Below are 18892 nucleotides of genomic sequence, written 5' to 3' on the forward strand. Positions count from 1 at the left end.
ATGAGCATGAGCAAGATGCGGTATAGCCGCCGCGCGATCCTGAAGACGGGCGCAGGCGCCGTGGCGGCCAGCACCCTCGCGGCGCCGATAATCTGGGCGCAAGAGATCAAGGACATCACCCTGCGCCAGTTCGGCACCGGGGTGTCGAACCTTAATGACGTGGCGATGAAGGTGAAGGAAGACCTCGGTTTCACGCTGGAAATGACCGCGCTCGACAGCGACGCCGTCACCCAGCGGGCCGCGACCCAGCCGGGCAGCTTCGACATCGCCGATATCGAATACTGGATCTGCAAGAAGGTCTGGCCGACCGGCAACCTGCAGGCGATGGATACCTCGAAGATCGCCAATTACGACAAGATCGTCGGCATCTTCCGCAATGGCAAGCTGACGCCCGAGTCGGTGATCGCCCAAGGCACCGCGCCGCACACCGTCGGCTTCACCTCTGGCCCCGGCGGGACCGATTTTGCGGATAATGAATCCGGCTGGATGACGCTGATCCCGACGATCTACAACGCCGACACGCTGGGCATCCGCCCCGACCTGATCGGCCGCCCGATCGACAGCTGGGCCGAGCTGCTGAACCCCGAGTTCAAGGGCAAGGCCAGCCTGCTCGACATTTCCTCCATCGGCATCATGGACATGGCGATGGTCTGCGAGGCGATGGGCGAGATCGCCTATGGCGACAAGGGCAACATGACACGGGAAGAGATCGACCAGACCATGGCGATCTTCACCGAAGCCAAGCGCGCCGGCCAGTTCCGCGCCTTCTGGAAGTCCTTCGACGAAAGCGTGAACCTGATGGCCTCGGGCGAGGTGGTGATCCAGTCGATGTGGTCGCCCGCCATCACCGCGGTGAAATCGCGGGGCATTCCTTGCGTCTATCAGCCGCTGAAAGAGGGCTATCGCAGCTGGGGCGGCGGCATCGGCCTGTCGTCGAGCCTGTCGGGGATGGAGCTGGATGCGGCCTATGACTACATCAACTGGTACCTGTCGGGCTGGGTCGGCGGCTATCTGATGCGGCAGGGCTATTACTCGGCCGTTCCCGAAACCTCGAAAGAGTTCATGAGCGCCGACGAGTGGGGCTACTGGTTCGAGGGCAAGGCCGCGGAAGGTGACATCACCTCGCCCACCGGCGACGTGCTGGCGACCACCGGCGATGTGCGCGACGGCGGCGCCTTCGAGGAACGGATGGGCCGCGTGGCCTGCTGGAACTCTGTCATGGACGAAAACCAGTACATGGTCCGCAAGTGGAACGAATTCATCGCCGCCTGAGGCGCTGACCCGGCAGGGGCCCGCGCGGCCCCTGCCTTCCCCCCATCCCCGGAGCATCCGCCATGCAGCGCCTTTTGAAATCCCCGCATGTGACAGGCTGGCTGCTGGCCAGCCCGGTGGCGCTGGTGCTGGCGGTGTTCCTGATCCTGCCGATCGTGATGATCGCGGTCATCAGCTTCTGGACGGCGACCGAGTTCGCCATCGTCCCCGCCTTCTCATTCGAGAATTACGAATTTCTGTTCGGCTCGTCAGTGACTTACCGGGTGTTCCTCAACACCTTCAAATATGCCGCGATCACCTGGGCCATCACCCTGACGCTTGGCTTCACCATCGCCTATTTCCTGGCCTTCCATGTGCGCAGCCAGACATGGCAGACCATGCTGTTCCTGCTCTGCACCATCCCGTTTCTGACCTCGAACATCATCCGCATGATCAGCTGGATCCCGTTCCTGGGCCGCAACGGCATCGCCAATTCGACGCTGATGGACTGGGGCCTGATCGACGCGCCGCTGGAATGGCTGCTGTTCTCCGACTTCGCCGTGATCCTGGCCTTCGTGCATCTTTACACGCTGTTCATGGTGGTGCCGATCTTCAACACCATGATGCGCATCGACCGCAGCCTGCTGGAGGCCGCGAACGACGCCGGCGCCACCGGCTTTCAGACGCTGGTCAATGTCATCATCCCGCTGACCAAGCCCGGCATCATGATCGGCACGATCTTCGTGGTCACGCTGGTGATGGGCGACTTCATCACGGTGCGGTTCATGTCGGGCTCGCAGTCCGCCAATGTGGGCCGGCTGATCTCCAATGACATCGCCTTGCTGCAATACCCCTCGGCGGCGGCGACGGCCATCGTGCTGCTGGTGACGGTGCTGCTGGTGATCACCGCGCTGCTGCGCCTTGTCGATATCCGGAAGGAACTGTGATGGATCGCCGCCCGCGTTCGTTCTACTGGCTGTCGCTCGTTTTCGGGCTGTTCCTGATCTTCCTCTATGGCCCGACGATCACCATCGGCATCCTGTCGTTTCAGGGCCCCTCCGGCGGGTTGACCTTCCCGATGCGCGGCACCTCGCTGCACTGGTTCCGCCAGCTGTTCGAGCAGCAGCAGGTCGGCGATATCTGGGGATCCTTCAGCCGGTCGCTGGTGCTGGGGTTGATGGTCATGGCCACGACGCTGGTGGTGTCGGTCATGGGCGGGCTGGCGTTCCGCAAGCGGTTCCGCGGCTCGGCCCTGCTGTTCCAGCTGGTCATCGCCAGCCTGGTGATCCCCTCGATCCTGATCTCGCTGGGGGTGGGGCTGATGTTCAGCCAGGCGGGCCTGCCCGTCCACTGGGCCGGGTCGGGATTTGGCGCGCAGCTGACATGGACGCTGCCCTTTGGCCTTCTGATCATGTTCGCGGTCTTCAACCGCTTCGACAGCGCCTATGAGGAAGCCGCCCGCGATCAGGGTGCGTCGCCTTGGCAGACCCTGCAGCATGTGGTGCTGCCGATCATCGCGCCCTCGCTGATCGGGGTCGGCCTCTTCGGTTTCACCCTGTCCTATGACGAGTTTGCGCGCACCCTGCTGACCGCGGGCAGCTACAACACCCTGCCGCTGGAGATTTTCGGGATGACCACCAATGTCACCACCCCGGTGATCTTCGCGCTTGGCACGTTGACCACGCTGTTCTCGCTGGTCATCATCGGCGTGTTTCTAGTGACGGCAGTGGTCATGAACCGGCGGCGGGCGCGGCGGCGGTCGGATGCCGGGCGGGCGGTATAGCCCCCGTGAACCTGCTGTTCCTGAACCCCAATTCCACCGTAGCCATGACGGAGGCCATGGTGGCGGTCGCCCGCGCCACCGATCCCGAGGCGCAGATTACTGGCTGGACAAACACCGGCGGCCCCCCCGCGATCCAGGGGCCCGAGGATGGCGCGGCGGCGGTCGTGGGTCTGCTGGCCATGCTGCCCGCGGCGCGCGAGGCGGGCGCTGACGCGCTCGTCATCGGCTGTTTTGACGATACCGGGCTGGCAGAGATCCGGGCACGGGCGCATTGCCCTGTGATCGGCATCGGCCAGGCGGCGTTCCACATGGCGGCCCTGCTCGGCCACCGCGTGTCGGTGGTGACAACGCTGCAGGTATCGGTGCCGGTCATCGCCGCCAACATCGCCGCCTATGGCTTTGCGGGTCAGGTTGCCCGGGTCCGCGCCACCGGGCTTGGCGTGCTGGAGGTGGACGAGGCCAGCCCCGCCACCGTCGCGCGGCTGGATCAGGAGATCCGGCAGGCCGGTTTGCTGGATGGCATTTCCGGGGTCGTTCTTGGCTGCGCCGGCATGGGCCCTTTGGCCACGGATCTGAGCAGCCGGACCAGCCTCGCGGTGATTGACGGCGTCGCGGCCGCCACACGTCTGGCAAGACCGCTGGCGGCTCAGGCGCGGCGATCTTGAAGCTGCTCAGCGGTACGGCCAGCTGCTCAGGCCCGGTGGAAGGTGACCCCGCCCAGACGGGCTGCGGCGGCGATGGGCTCGGCCGGTTCTGCATCGGACACCAGCAGGTCAATCTCGCTCAGTGAGCCAAGGCGCACATGGCCGCGATGCCCGAACTTGCTGCTGTCCACTGCCAGAAGGACCTTCTGCGCTTGGCCCATTGCTGACCGCACTGCCTCCACTTCGCCCTGATCGTCGTCGCACAGATCGCCCTCGTCATCCACGCCCGAGACCGAGACGATGGCCATGTCGAACTTGAAACCCGAGATGAACGAGGGCGTCTTTTCCTGAAAGACGCCACCATCGACATGGCGCACAAAGCCGCCCGGAACGGCGATGATAAAATCGGTGACCTCGCTCAGATAGGCCGCGATGCGCAGGCTGTAGCTGACCACGCGCAGGTTCTTGCGGCAGACGATGGCCCGCGCGATCGCCTCGCAGGTTGACCCGGTGTCGAGGAAGACCGAGGCGCCATCGTCGATCAGATCAGCGACGCAGGCGCCGATCCGTTCCTTGGCCTGGGCATTGCGGACGCGGCGGCTGCGCAGCTCGCTGGGTTCGATGGAATTGGCGATCATCGCGCCGCCATGCAGGCGCCGCAGCTTGCCCTGTTTTTCCAGCTCCATGATGTCGCGCCGAGCTGTCTGGGTAGTGACGGCGAAGCGGCGCGACACCTCATCCAGCGAGATGTAGCGCTGCGCCACAATCTGCTCCATCAGCAGCCGGTGCCGGAAGCTCTTCTTGTCTTCGATTTCCATGTGTCGCGCTACCATGTCACCTTTTCATCCAGTGGTTTTACCGCCTGCCGGTCATCTTGCAAGAAAATGGGCTGCGACAGTCTCCTGCCGCAGCCCATTTCAGCGTTCAGTGGCTTCAGAAGTTGACCCGCAGCGTTGCGCCAAGGCTGTTGCCGTGGCCCGCATCGCCAAAGCTGCCGGTGTAGCCGACCTGAAGAGAAGTCTGCTCGGTCAGTTCGGCCGCGACCGAGAGGTTCACCTTGAACAGATCTTCGGGTAGACCGGCCCCGTCGATCCCGAAGGAAGAGCCCCCGGCAAAGGCCATGTCGGCGGTCGGGTTGCTGGCGTCAAGCACATGCTGCCAGCCAAGCTCGCCCGACAGACGGATCGGCGTCGCACCTTGGGTCAGCAGGCTTTCGGCCCGCACCCCAAGCTCGGTGATCGTGGCCTCATAGTCGTTGCCGGCGATCTTTAGCGCAGCGGCGCCGCCGTCTTCGGTCGTGCCGTCGGTCTTCACCGCGATATGGGCGATGCCGGCATAGGGCTGCAGAACCGTGCTGCCCATGGCGAAGTCATAGGCGAGCTCGGCAAAGACCTGTGTGGTGTTGGCGCTGTAATCGGCGGTCAAAGTGTCGGCAAAGCCACCGAAATCCACGCCGCGGGTGCTGTCGATCTGGCTGTTGGTCCAGGTCAGGCCCGCGGTGACATGCGCAGCCCCGAAGGCCCGGCCCCCGAAGACGCCAAGGTTCACGTCCTGCGTATCGGCGTCGCTGTCCGCGCCGCTGAGCCGCGCCTCGGACTGGCCGTAGCCCGCCATCGCGCCATAGGTCCAGCCGCTGTCGAGCATCCCGTTCACGCCGACCAGCGTGCCGAAGTTCGACGAGTTCAGCTGGTGCAGGTCATCCGCTTCGGCCTGCGAAGCGCCGCCATAGGTCTGCATCCAGAACTGCGCCTTGTCGCCACCGGCGAAGTTGCGCATCTGGCCCAGGGCCACGCCGCGCAGGGTGTTGCTCTGCTCGGCCAGCGTCGTCAGCGTCGCGGCATGAAGCTCGCCCGACAGATCGTCGAACGCGGTATCCGCAGTGCCGGCATCCAGCATGACCACTTCGTTGTAGAGCGCATTGCCGTAGCCGAGGCTTTCCACACCGCCGGCGGTTGCCCGGCGGTTGGCGGTCTTTGCCACCTGGTCAAAGGCGGTGTCGTTCCGCTCCAGCGTCAGCGACACGTCGCTGGTGCCATAGCTGAGCGAGGCATCGAGGAAGGCCAGCGACGAGGTGACGCTGTCGAACTGCCCGGTCACGGTGCCGCCAGCGGTCAGCACGGTGTAGTCGGTGAAGGGCTTGTAGTCGCCCGGCGCTGCCAGCGCGAAGGCAGAGCCACCCGCAATGGCGATGTTGCCGGTGGCATTCACCACGTCCGACTCGCCCGCGGCATTCACCTCGATCTCGAAGGACGACCCGGCGGCAAAGGCCAGATCGCCGTCGACGGTCAGGGCGCCGATACTGTTGCCGGCTGCCAGCGTGGCGCCGCTGCCAAGGGTCAGCGAGCCGACCGTGCCGGACCCGCCGATGGCCGCGCCGTCGCCGACGGTCACCTGCTGCGAGTTCGCAATGGAGCCGTTGACGACCAGCAGGCCTTTGCTGACCTGCGTGGCCCCGGTGTAGCTGTTGTCAGCCTCCAGAACCAAGGTGCCGTTCCCGCGCTTGTCCAGCGCGCCCGTGCCCGAGATATCCTGCAGGGCGAACACGGTGGCATTCGCCTCGCGGATATCCAGCCAGCCGCCGGTGCCTTCAAGGCTGACTTCGCGGTTCAGCGAGGTCATGGCGGTGCCCGAAACTGCAAGCCCGCCGTCGTTCAGCCGCAGTGCCGCGTCCGAATTGCCAAGGGCGGCGTCTTCATCGACGCGCACGGTGCCGCCATCGGCCACCAGCGTTTCCGAGATGAAGCTGTGATCGTCGATGCAGTAGTCGATGATGGCGTCTTGCAGGCGCGCATCGGTGCTGGTGCAGTCCAGCAGGGTCTTCTTCTCGTCTTCGGTTAGCCAGTCGAGGATCGGGTTGCCGTTCTCGTCCGAGACCTGCCCCAGATAGACGTCGGTGCGCATGTTGTTGCGCGTCAGGTAGAACTCGCCCTCGTGCTCCTCGAAGACAGTGGCCTCCTCGCTCCAGACAAGGCGGGTTTCCTCGGTGCCTTCGGCGTTGTCGTAATAGTCGAGCTTCGGGCCAACCCAAGCCAGATCATGCGCAACAAGCTCGTGGTCGGAGAAGGCCTTGCCGCTGTCGGTCACGTCGGTCTGGTCCAGCACGCCGGTATAGTCGTCGGCAGCGTCATCGACGATCTTCCACCATTTGCCGAAGGGGCGCGAGGCGATGAAATGGTCGATCACGACGCGGTCCCAGCTGGGCCAGGTATTGGTGTGGTCTTCTTCGACCGAGGTCCAGGTGGTCTTGCCATCGCCGAGCTCGTGGGGGGCGAACAGCTCCCGCTTCTCTTCGGTCTGCAGCAAGATGAAGTCGCGTTTCAGCTTGTTCATCGAGACGGGAATGTTGTCCTCGACCGGGTACATCTCATCTGCGAACAGGTCGTCGGGGATGTCGTCCAGCGACAGCCGCTCGCCCGAGTGCTCGGCGATGAATTTGGTCATCGCTTCGGGATCGACGGCATATTGCTCCAGCAGCGTGCCGTAGAAGGCGTTGCCGGACCGCAGGTAGTTCTGAAGAATCAGCTTTTGTTGGCTGGCGCGGTTCAGGCCGCGCTCGGACACGTCACCGGCGTTGAAATCGCCGACCAGCACGACAGAGCGGTTGGTGGATTTCGCCCAGGTGGTGATCCCGGCGATCTCGTTCAGGCGGGCGTCGGAGGTGTCATAATAGTTTAGATGGACCGAGCCGAACACCGTCTCGGGCGTGCCGCCCGCGGCATCGGTCGTCACATAGGCGACGGAGTCGCCAAGGGTGTTAGCGCCAAGTGCGCCGGGAACGCGCGTCAGGATGCCGGTGTCGCCGCTCTTGACGTAGGTATACTCGCCCATGCCCGCGTCGCGCAGCCGTTGCTGCAGGCCGCTGAGATAGGCGGTGCTGCCAAGCTCCTGAAACGCGATGATATCATAGCCGCCATCGGTGAACAGCGGCATGATGGCGTCGAGGTTGTTGCGGAACTGGTCGCCCCAGGTGTTGAAGGTCAGGACGCGCAGCGAGCCATCGGTTTCGGCATGGCCGAGGCTGGGCAGCAGGGTGAGGGTGGCGGCGCCGCACAGCAGCAGGGCGCGCACCGAGGAGAGCGGGCGGAAGCGGTTCCGCCGCATGGGGGAGATGGGATTGGACATGGGATCCTACGTGATGTGGCTGGGTGAGAGTGGCAGCAGGCGCCGGGGGGTGGCACACGAGGGATACTGGGCGATCAAATTGTAACTTTGATGACATTTTGAGAAATTTTGTAATTCGTACTACATTTTGGAACCAGCTATCATGAACTGCCGTCATCTGGCCTTTGGTGTGGCCAAGCTCCATTCCCACACCCCGAAAGCCGCGCTGGATGCGGTGGTAAGGATGTAGCCCATGCCCACGGTACCGAGCGCGTGACCGATGTGACCGAAGATGATGTCCTCGCATCATCATTCCGGGCAAGAAGCCGTAAAGGGCCATTGTCGTAGGAGCGATGCGCTGCTCTGGTCCTGAAACCATGATGCTCGGTGGTTCAACTCCCTAAAGCGCGTCCATAAACGCCCGCCGCCGGACACCGGATCGTGGCCTTCGGCTGCGCGGAAACAGCTGCTTGTCCGCTTGATGCTTTCGGAGGCAGGGCGTGATTTTGGCGTGTGTAGCCCGGCGGAGACCCTGTAGCATGGCAGCGGGGGCGAACGAGGGGGAGAGGCACTGATGACGACGAGATGGGCAAGGTTGCGGCTGGCTGGCGGTTTGGCCGGCAGCTTGCTTTTCGCTTGCAGCATGGCACCCGCCGAACAGCCGCAGCGCATGATGCCGACGGTCGAGCCGATCTTGCAGACCTCGACCGACGTGATCGGTCAGCCTTTGGTGTATCCTGGGGGGACGGCCACAGTGACGGCCGTCATCGTGCATCTGGAAGAGGGCGTTTCGACCGGATGGCATCAACACGAGGTCCCTTTCTTCGCCCAGGTGCTGGAGGGGGAGTTGACGGTCGATTACGGCACCAAGGGCCTTCGCGTCTACGTGGCCGGGGATGCGCTTCTCGAAGCCGTCAACTGGCCGCATAACGGCAGCAATACGGGCAGTGGCCCGGTGCGCATCCTTGCGGTCTATATGGGCAGTGACACTGCAAAGAACTCGGTCGCTCTGCCCAACCGGTAGGTGGTTCTGCCGTGAACCGCCGTTGGGGCGGGGCGGCGTGTGAGCAACGCGCCGAGTGCTGCCCCGCCGCCGCCCTCTCACGCAGTCGGTACCGTCCCTCCATCAATCACATACTCCGTGCCGGTGATGGTCGCGGCCCGATCCGAGGCGAGGAACGCAATCAGGTTGGCAATCTCCGCCGGTGTCGAAGGCCGACCGATCGGGATGCCGCCGAGGGCCTCCATGATCATCCTCTTGCCGCCCTCGACATCGGTGCCCGCCTCCTGCGCCAGCCGTTCGGCCAGCCTCACCGAGGCTTCCGTCTCGATCCAGCCTGGCGCCACGCGCACCACCCGCACGCCCTTGGGCGAGACCTCCTTGGACAGGCTCTTGCTGTAGGTCGAGAGCGCGGCCTTGGCGGCGGCATAGCCGGTGGTTGCCTCGGGCAGTGGCAGCAGGCGCTGGATCGAGGTGACGTGGATCACCGCGCCCGCGCCTTGCGCGACCATCCCCGGCACAAGCGCCCGGTCCAGCCGCACCGCGGGCAGCAGGTTGAGGTTTAGCTCTGCCTGCCATTCCGCCTCGCCGAGGGCCGCGAAACCGCCGCTTGGAGCGGAGGAGCCGCCGAGCATGTGGACGATGATGTCCACGCCGCTGAGCCGGCTGCGCACCGCCTCTGCCACGGTCTCGCAGCCCTGAACGGTGGTCAGGTCGGCGGCGATGAACATGCTTTCAGGCATCTCCACGGGGCGGCTGCGCGCAGTGGTCAGCACCTGTGCACCGAGTTCGCGGAACAGCACGACCGTGGCGGCGCCAGCGCCTTGGGTGCCGCCGGTGATCAGGGCGCGCTTGCCCTGCAGCGTCAGAAAGCCGGTCATCAGCCGATCTCCAGATCGGTGATCCGGTCATCCGCCTGACCAAAGGTGAAGGTCAGGATGGCGGGGCTGCCGGGGAAATCGCCGGTGACGCGCGCGCGGACCACGCTCTTGCCGGCAACCTCCGTCACGTCCAGCGGCTCGGCGCTGTGGCGATATTTGGCCTTGGCCGCAAGCCACCAGTTCCGGATCGCCTCGGGCCCGCGGTGGTCCTGGCCCTCGTCATGGACGATGGCATCGGCGGCGAAGGCTGCGGCAAAGGCCTCGCCATCCTGTGGGGCCGTGGCGGTGAAATAGGTGTGGATCGGGGCGGGGAGGTGCATGCGGGTCTTCCTTCATTTGATGACAGGAAGATAAGGCTCGACCCTCGCGTAGATAATCGGGATAATCCGGCATCTGGAGATGACAGGATCGGGACAATGCAGGAGGCCGGGGTGAAGGGGCTGGAGGCGGTTCTGGCCGTAGCGCGCCGCGGCTCGTTCCGTGCGGCGGCGCTGGAGCTTGGCATGTCCACCACCGCGCTGTCGCATACCGTCGGCCGGCTCGAGGCCACGCTTGGCGTTCGGCTCTTCAACCGGACCACCCGCAGCGTCTCGCTGACGGATGCCGGGCGGGACTTTGTGGAGCGGGTTGCTCCGGCGCTGGCCGAGATCCGCGCTGCGATGGACAACGCCCGCTCGCAGCGCGACACGCCCTCGGGCCTGCTGCGCATCAACGCCTCGGTTCAGGCGGGGCGCGAGATTGCGCCGCTGGTCCTGGCGTTCCTGCGCCGCCATCCCGAGATGCAGGTGGATCTGGTGACTGAAGGGAGGCTGGTCGATATCGTGGCCGAGGGCTTCGATCTGGGCATCCGCCCCGCCGATCTGGTACCGCGCGACATGATCGCGCTGTCGCTTGGCAAACCGCAGCGCTACGCCGTCGTTGCCGCGCCGGCGTGGCTGGAGGCGCATCCAAGGCCACTGACCCCGGCCGACCTTCCGGCGTGCGACTGCATCCGGGGCCGCCTGCCCAACGGCGCCCTGCTGCGCTGGCAGTTCGAGCGGGAGGGCGATCCTGTCCAGTTCGACCCCAAGGGCCGCCTGACGCTGGACGAGGCCGACATCGCCCGCGCTGCTGTGCTGGACGGCGCCGGCATCGGCTTCTTTATCGAGCAGGACGTGGCCGAAGATATCGCCAGCGGCCGGCTGATCCGCCTGCTGGACGACTGGACCCCGCCGCGGCCAGGCTTCAGCCTCTACTACCCCGGCCGGCGCAACCTCTCGGCCGGGTTCACGGCCTTCCTTGGCATGGTGCGGGAGAGGGCGGCTCGGCTATCGCCGCGGGGATGACGGCAGACGCCCACCGTTATCGGCCCTGGCCGGTCAACATCCACAAACGCCCGCAACGGCGCGGGCGGGCGGCGGCGTTGGTCGTAGAGATGCGGTCCCTCGAGCTCGGGCCATCAGTCGCGCAGCACCGGCACCTGCGCGCCGCTGGCAAAGTGCGGATCCAGCCGGTTGCGGAAGCTCAAGCCCAGCCCAAGGCCCGAAACAGCGTGCCCGATCATCGCGGCCGAGCCGCCCGTAAAGACGATCAGCCGCGGTGTGGGCAGCATACGATCAAGGGGACGCCCGCAGAAAAATTTCACATTCCCGAAACATCCGGCATCCTGTGTTCTGGATACGAGGCTGCTATGATGCATGCGAAAAACATCTGAAAGACGCGCAACATGAGCCTGCCGACCCGCAACCTGCGCTATGCGCCCCTTGCCATCGCGGCCGCGACGACCCTGATCTCTGGCATCTTGATGCTGATATGGACCGCCTGGATGGTGCCGGTCTTCGTTCTGGCCGCGGCGCTGCTGGCGCTTGGGATCCGGGATACCCGCCAGACCCATCACTCCATCTTGCGCAACTACCCGATCATCGGCCATCTGCGCTTCCTCATCGAGAGCGTCGGGCCGGAGTTCCGGCAGTATTTCTTTGAATCCGACCATGACGAGGTGCCCTTCAGCCGCGAGATGCGCGGGCTCGTCTATCAGCGCGCCAAGGGGGTCGAGGACAAGCGGCCGTTCGGTACCGTGGAATCCGTCTACTCCTCGGGCTTCACCTGGCTGACCCATTCGATTGTCCCCAAGGTCATCGCGGACAGCAACTTCCGGGTCCGGATCGGCGGCGAGCATTGCACGCAGCCCTACGACGCCTCGGTCTACAACATCTCGGCGATGAGCTTTGGCGCGCTGTCGGCCAATGCCATCTCGGCGCTCAACCGGGGCGCCAAGGCGGGCGGCTTTGCCCATGACACCGGCGAGGGCGGCATCAGCCGCTATCACCGCGAGGGCGGCGGCGATCTGATCTATCAGGTGGCGTCGGGCTATTTCGGCTGCCGCAACGATGACGGCACCTTCTCGCCGGAACGCTTCGCCGTGCAGGCCAACGATCCGCAGGTGAAGATGATCGAGGTCAAGCTGAGCCAGGGCGCCAAGCCCGGCCATGGCGGGATGCTCCCCGCCTCGAAGATCTCGCCCGAGATCGCCGAGGCGCGGGGGATTCCGATGGGGGTCGACTGCATCTCGCCGCCCGCGCATTCAGCCTTCTCGACGCCGCTGGAGTTTCTGGCCTTCCTCGCGCAGCTGCGTGAGCTGTCGGGCGGCAAGCCCGTCGGCTTCAAGCTCTGCATCGGTCATCGGCGCGAGTTCATGTGCATCGTGAAGGCCATGCTCCAGTCCGGGATCACCCCCGACTTCATCGTGGTCGATGGCAAGGAGGGCGGCACCGGCGCCGCGCCGCTTGAGTTCGTCAACCATGTCGGGATGCCGATGCTGGAAGGGCTGCACTTCGTCCACAATACGCTGCGCGGGGCGGGCATCCGGGGCCGCATCCGCATCGCCGCGGCCGGCAAGATCGTCACAGCCTATGACATCGCCCGCGCCATGGGCCTTGGCGCAGACTGGTGCAACAGCGCGCGCGGCTACATGTTCGCCATCGGCTGCATTCAGGCGCAGTCCTGCCACACCAACAAATGCCCGGTCGGCATCGCCACGCAAGATCCCAAGCGGATGGCGGCGATCGATGTCGGAGACAAGAGCGACCGTGTGGCCCGCTTTCACCGCAACACGCTGCATGCGCTGGGCGAGCTGGCGGGCGCCGCCGGCCTGTCGCACCCGTCCGAGTTCCTGCCCTATCACTTCATGATCCGCGCCAAGGACAATGAGTTTCAGGACGGCAACGAGGTGTTCCCGGACCTGCCAAACGGCTTCCTGATCGAGGGCAACTCTCACCCCGAGCTGCAATCCTGGCTGGAGCGGTGGGGGCGCGCCTCTGCCGAGACGTTCCTGCCGGCCGTCATGCCCAAAAGCAAATTCGCGGCGTAGGCGCAGCAGGCCAATTCTCCACCCGCCAGACTTGCGCTGGCGGGCTGGTGCAGGGCCGTGACGGATCCCATATCCCAGTTATGAAAAACCTGATGGCCCTGTGGCGGGGCGACCTGCCCCTTAGAAGCGCAGTCTGGACCTGGGCCGTCTTTGGCGGCCTGTTGGTGAACGTTACGACCAGCCTGCTTTTCCTTGTGCTGCTGACCTTCGACCAATCCTGGCCCGCCTTGATCGTCGGCTACGGGCTTTCGGTACCCTACAATATTGTGGCGACGGTTGGTGTCTGGCGATCAGCCGCGCGCCATGACGGGCCGGGCACGGAGGCTGATCTTGCGCGGGGGGCGACCCTGATCCTGATGACCGTTCTGAGCCTGACATGACGCGGATACCCATCAGTCGGGGAAGCCGCATTGTGAAGGCGCTGCGTCTGGCGCCGCGCACCGCTTCCATGCCCGTCGCAGACTTGGCGGCATCTTTGGTGGAGGACGAGCGGCGCAGGCTTGTTGATGCCTTCGTGCGCCGCCATTTCACATGGCCGGGCACCTTGCGGCTGCACGGGGCGGCGCTTGGCCTCGATATCCTCAGGGCTCCGATAAACGTCATGCTGTCCCCGGTCCTGCTGCTTGCGAGGGGCTCGGCATGGATCTGCCGGAAGCTGCGCTGGGCACGGGCCGCGGACTGGCTTGCGGATCGGCGCCTGCTGCTGCGCACCGCGGTGTCGGCGCGGGTGGAGGCCGCGATCCTGGGCGAGCTTCTGGACGTTCCGCTGGCCGCAGGCAGCGCGATCCCGGACCGCGCTGCGATGTCCCGTGCGATCCTTGCGGCGCCGCAGTTTCGCGCGATGATCCGCAATCAGGGTTCGGTTGCCGAGGCGCAGGGGCTGGCGGACCGGATCACCGGCGCGATCGGGGACTACACCGGCACGAGGTCCTCCATTGCCGAGTTCACGACGGGCCTCATCACGCTGGCCATAGGTGCCATCGCGTTTCAGGCGCTGACCCCTGGCATGATCTCGATGGCCCCGGGTGTTGCGGGGGCGGTGTCGCAGGGCACCGCTGTTGCCGAGTTTCCGCTGGGCGCCTCGCTCGGCGGGGTCTGGTATGGCGTGTTTCCGGTCGGACCGTCCCCCGCGCTGATTGCTGCCACGGTTGCGGGACTCATGCTGTTGGGGTCGGTCATCGCTGCCTTTGCCGGCGTCATCGCCGATCCGGTGCAGGTGCGGTTGGGTATTCATCGCCGCAGGCTGATGCGGCTTCTGGACACGCTGGACGCGGAGATCGGCGGCAGCCGGGACCGGCCGTTTGCTGCGCGGGAACATGCGCTGGCCCGGGTGTTCGACCTCTGGGATGCGGCCGTGTCGGTTTTCCGGGCGTTTCGGGGCTAGCCCGCCCGGAAGCGGATATGCGGCCGGGCGGGATCGGCCGAAAGACTCACTTCCGCCTCGACCCGGAACACCCGCCGCAGCAGATCTTCCGTCAGCACGTCGCTTGGGTTGCCACAGGCCACGACGCGGCCGGCCTGCAGCACCAGGATCCGGTCGCAGAACATCGCCGCAAGGTTCAGGTCATGCAGGGCCACGATGCTGGTCAGGTCCAGATCCCGCACCAGCCGCAGGATCTCGATCTGGTGCTGGATGTCGAGATGGTTGGTGGGCTCGTCGAGGAACATCACCCGGGGCGCCTGCGCCAGCGCCCGCGCGATATGGACGCGCTGACGCTCGCCGCCCGACAGCGTCTGCCAGGCCTGCGCCGCGTGGCCGGCCATGCCCACCGAGGCGAGCGCGCCGGACACGGCCGCCTCATCCGCGGCCGACCAGCCCGACAGGGCAGATCGGTGCGGCGTGCGCCCCAGCCGCACCACGTCGCGGACCGAGACATTGGTGTCGGTGGCCGCGTTTTGCTGCACGAAGGCCACCTGCTGCGCCAGCTTGCGGCGCGGCACGGTGGCGATGTCCTGCCCGTGGATCAGCGCCCGGCCCGACAACGGCCGCTTCAGCCCGGCCAGCAGCCGCAGCAGCGAGGACTTGCCAGACCCGTTCGGGCCGATCAGCCCCAGCGTCTCGCCCGGCGCGACGGACAGCGAGACATCGGACAGGATGGTCTTGCGCCGCACGCCCCAGACCAGATTGCTGGCGACGACCGTCATGTGCGATGCCTCATGTCTTGGGCCTCGAGCGGTAAAGGATGATGGCGAAGAACGGCACGCCTACCAGCGCCGTCACCACCCCGATGGGCACTGTCTGCTGCGCGACGATGACGCGCGAGACGATATCGGCCAGCACCATGAACACCGCCCCGACTGCCGCGCAGGCCGGAAGCAGCCGCATGTGCATCGGGCCGACGACGTAGCGCGCCGCATGGGGCACCACGAGCCCGACGAAACCGATGGCGCCGACCATGCTGACGATGGTCGCCGTCAGCAGCGCCGTCACCCCGAACAGGATCAGGCGGATGCGCGCCACGGGGACGCCAAGCGCCGCCGCGTCCTCATCCCCGAAGGTGAAGGCATCGAGCGAGCGGGCCATCCACAGGCAGATCGCGAGGCTCAGCGCCACGACGAGGACCAGCAGCGAGACATCGGGCCAGCGCACCCCGCCAAAGCTGCCAAGCAGCCAGAACATCACGTCGCGCGCCTGCTGGGCATTGCCCGAGGTGGTGACGATGTAGGAGGTCAGCGCGTTGAACAGCTGCGAGGCTGCGACACCGGCAAGAATGGTGTGGTTCGGGCCGCTGGTCGCCCCATTCGACAGCAGCGCGACAAGGGCAAAGGCCGCGAAGGCCCCCGCAAAGGCGCCCATCGACAAGGATAGCCCGCCTGCGCCAATGCCAAGCACGATCACGCAGACCGCGCCGGTGGAGGCGCCGGCCGACACGCCAAGCACGAAGGGTTCGGCCAGCGCATTGCGCAGCAGCGCCTGCAAGATTGCCCCGCAGAGCGCGAGGCCCGCCCCGGCCAGCGCCGCGACCAGCGCGCGGCTGAGGCGCAGGTCCCACACGATGCTTTCCTCGATGGGCGGGATCTCTGCCCCGGTCAGGCCAAGCCCGTTGGTCACCGCCAGAAACACCGTGCCAAGGCCGATCCGATAATCGCCAATCGCGGTCGCCAGGGCGACCGCGAAGACAAGAACGACAAGGGCGAGGGTCAGGAAAAGGGCGAGCCAGCCGGCCCCGCCCCCTGCGTCGTCAGAGCGTGTCACGGCAGGTCAAGCGCCTTCAGTTGCGCGGCAATCTGTTCGGCACCATAGAGCGTGCGGATGCTGGGGTTCATCGCCGCCCCGCTCATCTCCACGATCCGGCCCGCTTTCACCGCCTCCATCTGGCTGACCGTCGGGTCCGAGGTGAGGTAGGCGATCTTGGCCGCGGCATTGTCCAGATCCCAGCGGTTGCGGTCCACTTGCGCGGCCACGAAGACGGTGGGGTTGGCGGCCATGATGCCTTCCCAGCCGAGGGTCGGCCATTCCGCCTCGGTCTTGACGGCGTTCGACCCGCCAAGGATGTCCGCGATATAGCCCGAGGGGCCATTGCCGCCGCCAAGATAGGCGTCATCGGCGGGCGAGGGGCTGGAGAACCAGAACAGGAAGGTCAGGTCTTCGGACTTGCCGAACTCTGCCCGCAGCGCCGCCTCGCGCGCCTGAAAATCCGCGACCAGCGCCTGCCCACGATCCGCCACGTCGAAGATCTGCGCGAGGTCTTCGATTTCCTTGTAGAGGAGGTCCATGGTCCACAGGTCATCGCGGCTGCCATAGGCATCATTGGCGGTCTGCGAGGTGGAGCAGGCACTGGGCGAGAGGTAAGTCGGAATGCCGAGCCCCTCGAAATCCTCGCGCTTGGCGACCTTGCTGTCGGGGCCCATCAGCGTGACCAGCATTGCCGGCACGAAGTCGGGCTGCTTGGACAGCACCGCTTCCAGCGTCGGAAACTCGACGGTCAGGACCTCTACCTTGCCATTGGCGGCTTCCAGTTCCGGAAGAACCTTGTTCGGCCAGAAGGCTGTGGCTGCCATCTGATCCTCTAGCCCCAGAAGCAGCAGGATCTCGGCGCTGTTCTGTCCCAGCGGCACTGCCCGCTCGGGCGCCTTGGTGAAGGTGACCTGCTGGCCGCAATTCTCGAGTGTCAGGGGATAGCTCGTCGGCTCGGCCTGCACGGGCGCGCAGAGACACGCTCCCATAACTGCACTCAGCGCCCCAAGGCTCTTGTTCCACATGGTCTGCATCCATTTTCCGACGAAAAGAGTCTGGATCCCTTAGCGGCGCGCAATCTGGATAACAAGAGTATTTCAGTCGGAAATTCAGGGGCGCGGACAAACCATGAGGACCATGAGACGCGCGACACGGTCACTTCAGCAGCGGACCATCGTGATCGAGATAGTGCCTGTCGAAATCCGCCAGAAGCACCAGCCCATCAAGATCATGGATCTCGACCTTGCCGTGCTGGAAGGTCACCAGCCCGTCCTCGCGGAGTTCGCGCAGCACGCGGTTGATATGTACGGCGCTGAGCCCCAGCGCGTCTGCCAGCATATATTGCGACAGCGGGCAGGCATAGCCGAGCGCGGTGCCAAGCCCCACCAGCTTCAGCCGCGCCCCCAGCTCCAGCAGGAAATGCGCCGTGCGTTCCCTGGCGTCGCGCCGGCCGATGCCCACCAGATGCTCCACCACCATCGCCTCGTCGCGCGACGCGGCCCAAAGCACGGCAGTGCCAAGGCGCGGGGTCTTGCCGAAGGTCGCCAGCAGATCCTCGACCAGCACCTCTGACGCTTCGACCTTGGTCACGGGCTCGATATTGTGGTCTGCCGTGCGGAACAGCACGGATCGCAGGCCCAGAAAATCGCCGGGGATCTGAAAATCCACGATCTGCCGCGTGCCACCCGACAGCAGCTTGTAGGAACACACCCAGCCCGAGGCGAGGATATAGGCAGATTGGTTGACCTGCCCCTCATGCACCATGTCCCGCCCGGCCGGAAACGTCTTGCGCCGGCTGTGCAACCGGTCGAGCGCCGACAGCTCCTCCCCTGACAGGGCTACGAAAGCTCCGAGTTTGCGCGCGAACGGGCTTTGCTGGAGGGACAATGCGGGCGCTCCTTCGGGGTCAGGGCTCTGGGGACGGGATCACGCAACTGCGGCCGTCTCAACGACCTTTAATCGTGAATGAGGGCGACGGGACTGATCTGCCTCAGTTCACGATACCACAATCGTGCGACAGTGACCTTGGGTTTGGAGGCCGTGGCCAATCCGCCTGCACCCTCCCCAGCCCAGAAAAGGCCTACCAATGCCCATGATCCATGACGTGTCCGGAACTGCAGCGCTTGCCATATGCGAATCGCTGCTGTTGGCCCTCAACGACCGCAACATCCTGCCCGAGCATGAGATCGTCGGCATCCTGCGCGATGCCGCCGCCGCGCATTCCAATGATGTCGGTGAGGATGGCCACGGGCCGCTGCACGAGGCCGTCGCGGCCCTGATCAACGGCATTCTGGCGGGCGGAAATTCCGTCCGGCGCCGCTGACCCCCTCATCGGCGGAGTCTGGCGCAGGCGCCCGGCAAACCCGGCCCCACTGATCTGTGCTAACCCGCCTGCGGCCCGGCGCGCCCAATATTGCGCAAGCACTCCTGTTCTTTTCCCGGCCTGCGACATCGGCGCCACGGAACTGCGGGGGCATGTCGTCGCTTGGGTGACTGCCATTGCCTGAAAGGAAACGTCATGAACTGGGATCAGATTGAAACCAACTGGGCGGCCATGACGCGCCGCGTGCGACCGGAACGCCCGGCGGCCGGGATCAGCGGCACCGCGCCGCAGCCGGGCCCGGCCGCAGCAGATGAGCCTGTGACCAACTCCGAGCGCATCCCGGCCGAAATCTCGTCCTCCCCGCGTCAGGTCGCGTGAGCGC

At 65.5% G+C, this 18892-nt stretch carries 20 protein-coding genes; 11 read left to right on the plus strand and 9 right to left on the minus strand.

Annotation, left to right across the window (positions count from 1 at the left end):
- Nucleotides 1-6: 6 nt before the first annotated feature.
- From Q8S30_RS09420 to Q8S30_RS09435, 4 genes are all read left to right on the plus strand, one after another.
- Entirely contained in the window at nt 7-1272 is a 1266-nt protein-coding gene (locus Q8S30_RS09420) for a PotD/PotF family extracellular solute-binding protein (protein ID WP_305666055.1), read from the plus strand.
- A gap of 62 nt (nt 1273-1334) precedes the next feature.
- Nucleotides 1335-2198: an ABC transporter permease gene (locus Q8S30_RS09425; protein ID WP_305665770.1), complete on the plus strand. Its 864-nt coding sequence runs from the start codon at nt 1335-1337 to the stop codon at nt 2196-2198.
- Nucleotides 2198-3034 carry an ABC transporter permease gene (locus Q8S30_RS09430; RefSeq protein WP_305665771.1) on the plus strand — a complete coding sequence of 279 codons (837 nt, stop codon included), beginning with the start codon at nt 2198-2200 and terminating at the stop codon, nt 3032-3034. Before Q8S30_RS09425 ends, Q8S30_RS09430 begins: the two co-directional genes overlap by 1 nt.
- Nucleotides 3035-3039: 5 nt before the next feature.
- Nucleotides 3040-3699: an aspartate/glutamate racemase family protein gene (locus Q8S30_RS09435; protein WP_305665772.1), complete on the plus strand. Its 660-nt coding sequence runs from the start codon at nt 3040-3042 to the stop codon at nt 3697-3699.
- Nucleotides 3700-3725: 26 nt separating this feature from the next.
- On the opposite strand, the gene Q8S30_RS09440 is transcribed toward Q8S30_RS09435, so the two are convergent.
- Nucleotides 3726-4496, minus strand: coding sequence for a DeoR/GlpR family DNA-binding transcription regulator (locus Q8S30_RS09440; protein WP_305665773.1), 771 nt, complete (start codon nt 4494-4496; stop codon nt 3726-3728).
- A gap of 115 nt (nt 4497-4611) precedes the next feature.
- Nucleotides 4612-7800: an autotransporter domain-containing protein gene (locus tag Q8S30_RS09445; protein ID WP_305665774.1), complete on the minus strand. Its 3189-nt coding sequence runs from the start codon at nt 7798-7800 to the stop codon at nt 4612-4614.
- Nucleotides 7801-8422: 622 nt separating this feature from the next.
- Here Q8S30_RS09445 and Q8S30_RS09450 point away from each other — a divergent pair.
- Nucleotides 8423-8803, plus strand: a complete 381-nt coding sequence (locus tag Q8S30_RS09450) for a cupin domain-containing protein (protein ID WP_305665775.1) — start codon at nt 8423-8425, stop codon at nt 8801-8803.
- A gap of 77 nt (nt 8804-8880) precedes the next feature.
- Here Q8S30_RS09450 and Q8S30_RS09455 read toward each other — a convergent pair whose 3' ends face one another.
- Together Q8S30_RS09455 and Q8S30_RS09460 are read right to left on the minus strand one after the other, a co-directional pair.
- A complete protein-coding gene (locus Q8S30_RS09455; RefSeq protein WP_305665776.1) occupies nt 8881-9660 on the minus strand; it encodes an SDR family oxidoreductase in 780 nt (259 codons plus the stop codon).
- Nucleotides 9660-9980, minus strand: coding sequence for a nuclear transport factor 2 family protein (locus Q8S30_RS09460; RefSeq protein WP_305665777.1), 321 nt, complete (start codon nt 9978-9980; stop codon nt 9660-9662). Before Q8S30_RS09460 ends, Q8S30_RS09455 begins: the two co-directional genes overlap by 1 nt.
- 96 nt (nt 9981-10076) lie before the next feature.
- On the opposite strand from Q8S30_RS09460, the gene Q8S30_RS09465 reads away from it, so the two are divergent.
- Nucleotides 10077-10985 (plus strand): LysR family transcriptional regulator, encoded by a 909-nt coding sequence (locus Q8S30_RS09465; protein WP_305665778.1) that lies wholly within the window; start codon nt 10077-10079, stop codon nt 10983-10985.
- Nucleotides 10986-11098: 113 nt separating this feature from the next.
- Here Q8S30_RS09465 and Q8S30_RS09470 read toward each other — a convergent pair whose 3' ends face one another.
- The gene (locus Q8S30_RS09470; RefSeq protein WP_305665779.1) at nt 11099-11251 is read right to left on the minus strand and encodes a hypothetical protein; all 153 of its coding nucleotides are present in this window, start codon (nt 11249-11251) and stop codon (nt 11099-11101) included.
- A gap of 114 nt (nt 11252-11365) precedes the next feature.
- Here Q8S30_RS09470 and Q8S30_RS09475 point away from each other — a divergent pair, with 114 nt between their 5' ends.
- From Q8S30_RS09475 to Q8S30_RS09485, 3 genes are all read left to right on the plus strand, one after another.
- Nucleotides 11366-13009 carry an FMN-binding glutamate synthase family protein gene (locus Q8S30_RS09475; RefSeq protein WP_305665780.1) on the plus strand — a complete coding sequence of 548 codons (1644 nt, stop codon included), beginning with the start codon at nt 11366-11368 and terminating at the stop codon, nt 13007-13009.
- Between the two features lie 92 nt (nt 13010-13101).
- On the plus strand, nt 13102-13389 hold the full coding sequence (locus tag Q8S30_RS09480; RefSeq protein ID WP_305665781.1) for a hypothetical protein: 288 nt from the start codon (nt 13102-13104) through the stop codon (nt 13387-13389).
- Nucleotides 13390-13457: 68 nt separating this feature from the next.
- Nucleotides 13458-14393, plus strand: coding sequence for a DUF6635 family protein (locus Q8S30_RS09485; protein WP_305665782.1), 936 nt, complete (start codon nt 13458-13460; stop codon nt 14391-14393).
- On the opposite strand, the gene Q8S30_RS09490 is transcribed toward Q8S30_RS09485, so the two are convergent.
- From Q8S30_RS09490 to Q8S30_RS09505, 4 genes are all read right to left on the minus strand, one after another.
- Nucleotides 14390-15154: an ABC transporter ATP-binding protein gene (locus Q8S30_RS09490; RefSeq protein ID WP_305665783.1), complete on the minus strand. Its 765-nt coding sequence runs from the start codon at nt 15152-15154 to the stop codon at nt 14390-14392. The two genes, Q8S30_RS09485 and Q8S30_RS09490, sit on opposite strands and share 4 nt — an antisense overlap.
- A gap of 10 nt (nt 15155-15164) precedes the next feature.
- Entirely contained in the window at nt 15165-16205 is a 1041-nt protein-coding gene (locus Q8S30_RS09495; protein ID WP_305665784.1) for an iron ABC transporter permease, read from the minus strand.
- On the minus strand, nt 16202-17212 hold the full coding sequence (locus Q8S30_RS09500) for an ABC transporter substrate-binding protein (protein ID WP_305665785.1): 1011 nt from the start codon (nt 17210-17212) through the stop codon (nt 16202-16204). The genes Q8S30_RS09495 and Q8S30_RS09500 overlap by 4 nt, the downstream gene beginning before the upstream one ends.
- A 130-nt stretch (nt 17213-17342) precedes the next feature.
- On the minus strand, nt 17343-18074 hold the full coding sequence (locus Q8S30_RS09505; protein WP_305665786.1) for a Crp/Fnr family transcriptional regulator: 732 nt from the start codon (nt 18072-18074) through the stop codon (nt 17343-17345).
- 199 nt (nt 18075-18273) lie between these two features.
- On the opposite strand from Q8S30_RS09505, the gene Q8S30_RS09510 reads away from it, so the two are divergent.
- Both Q8S30_RS09510 and Q8S30_RS09515 read left to right on the plus strand, forming a co-directional pair.
- Complete coding sequence (locus Q8S30_RS09510; protein WP_305665787.1) at nt 18274-18510, plus strand: hypothetical protein; 237 nt, start codon at nt 18274-18276, stop codon at nt 18508-18510.
- Nucleotides 18511-18741: 231 nt separating this feature from the next.
- Entirely contained in the window at nt 18742-18888 is a 147-nt protein-coding gene (locus Q8S30_RS09515) for a hypothetical protein (RefSeq protein WP_305665788.1), read from the plus strand.
- Nucleotides 18889-18892: the final 4 nt, after the last annotated feature.

The sequence above is a fragment of the Frigidibacter sp. genome, from assembly GCF_030695035.1.
Lineage (GTDB): Bacteria > Pseudomonadota > Alphaproteobacteria > Rhodobacterales > Rhodobacteraceae > Frigidibacter.

What these genes read in the sequence shown, in the direction of transcription:
- Q8S30_RS09420 (WP_305666055.1), top strand. Translation starts at nt 7, where the DNA reads ATGAGCAAGATGCGGTATAGCCGCCGCGCGATCCTGAAGACGGGCGCA.
- Q8S30_RS09425 (WP_305665770.1), top strand. Translation starts at nt 1,335, where the DNA reads ATGCAGCGCCTTTTGAAATCCCCGCATGTGACAGGCTGGCTGCTGGCC.
- Q8S30_RS09430 (WP_305665771.1), top strand. Translation starts at nt 2,198, where the DNA reads ATGGATCGCCGCCCGCGTTCGTTCTACTGGCTGTCGCTCGTTTTCGGG.
- Q8S30_RS09440 (WP_305665773.1), bottom strand. Translation starts at nt 4,496, where the DNA reads ATGGAAATCGAAGACAAGAAGAGCTTCCGGCACCGGCTGCTGATGGAG.
- Q8S30_RS09445 (WP_305665774.1), bottom strand. Translation starts at nt 7,800, where the DNA reads ATGTCCAATCCCATCTCCCCCATGCGGCGGAACCGCTTCCGCCCGCTC.
- Q8S30_RS09450 (WP_305665775.1), top strand. Translation starts at nt 8,423, where the DNA reads ATGGCACCCGCCGAACAGCCGCAGCGCATGATGCCGACGGTCGAGCCG.
- Q8S30_RS09455 (WP_305665776.1), bottom strand. Translation starts at nt 9,660, where the DNA reads ATGACCGGCTTTCTGACGCTGCAGGGCAAGCGCGCCCTGATCACCGGC.
- Q8S30_RS09460 (WP_305665777.1), bottom strand. Translation starts at nt 9,980, where the DNA reads ATGCACCTCCCCGCCCCGATCCACACCTATTTCACCGCCACGGCCCCA.
- Q8S30_RS09465 (WP_305665778.1), top strand. Translation starts at nt 10,077, where the DNA reads ATGCAGGAGGCCGGGGTGAAGGGGCTGGAGGCGGTTCTGGCCGTAGCG.
- Q8S30_RS09470 (WP_305665779.1), bottom strand. Translation starts at nt 11,251, where the DNA reads ATGCTGCCCACACCGCGGCTGATCGTCTTTACGGGCGGCTCGGCCGCG.
- Q8S30_RS09475 (WP_305665780.1), top strand. Translation starts at nt 11,366, where the DNA reads ATGAGCCTGCCGACCCGCAACCTGCGCTATGCGCCCCTTGCCATCGCG.
- Q8S30_RS09480 (WP_305665781.1), top strand. Translation starts at nt 13,102, where the DNA reads ATGGCCCTGTGGCGGGGCGACCTGCCCCTTAGAAGCGCAGTCTGGACC.
- Q8S30_RS09485 (WP_305665782.1), top strand. Translation starts at nt 13,458, where the DNA reads ATGCCCGTCGCAGACTTGGCGGCATCTTTGGTGGAGGACGAGCGGCGC.
- Q8S30_RS09490 (WP_305665783.1), bottom strand. Translation starts at nt 15,154, where the DNA reads ATGACGGTCGTCGCCAGCAATCTGGTCTGGGGCGTGCGGCGCAAGACC.
- Q8S30_RS09500 (WP_305665785.1), bottom strand. Translation starts at nt 17,212, where the DNA reads ATGTGGAACAAGAGCCTTGGGGCGCTGAGTGCAGTTATGGGAGCGTGT.
- Q8S30_RS09510 (WP_305665787.1), top strand. Translation starts at nt 18,274, where the DNA reads ATGCCCATGATCCATGACGTGTCCGGAACTGCAGCGCTTGCCATATGC.
- Q8S30_RS09515 (WP_305665788.1), top strand. Translation starts at nt 18,742, where the DNA reads ATGACGCGCCGCGTGCGACCGGAACGCCCGGCGGCCGGGATCAGCGGC.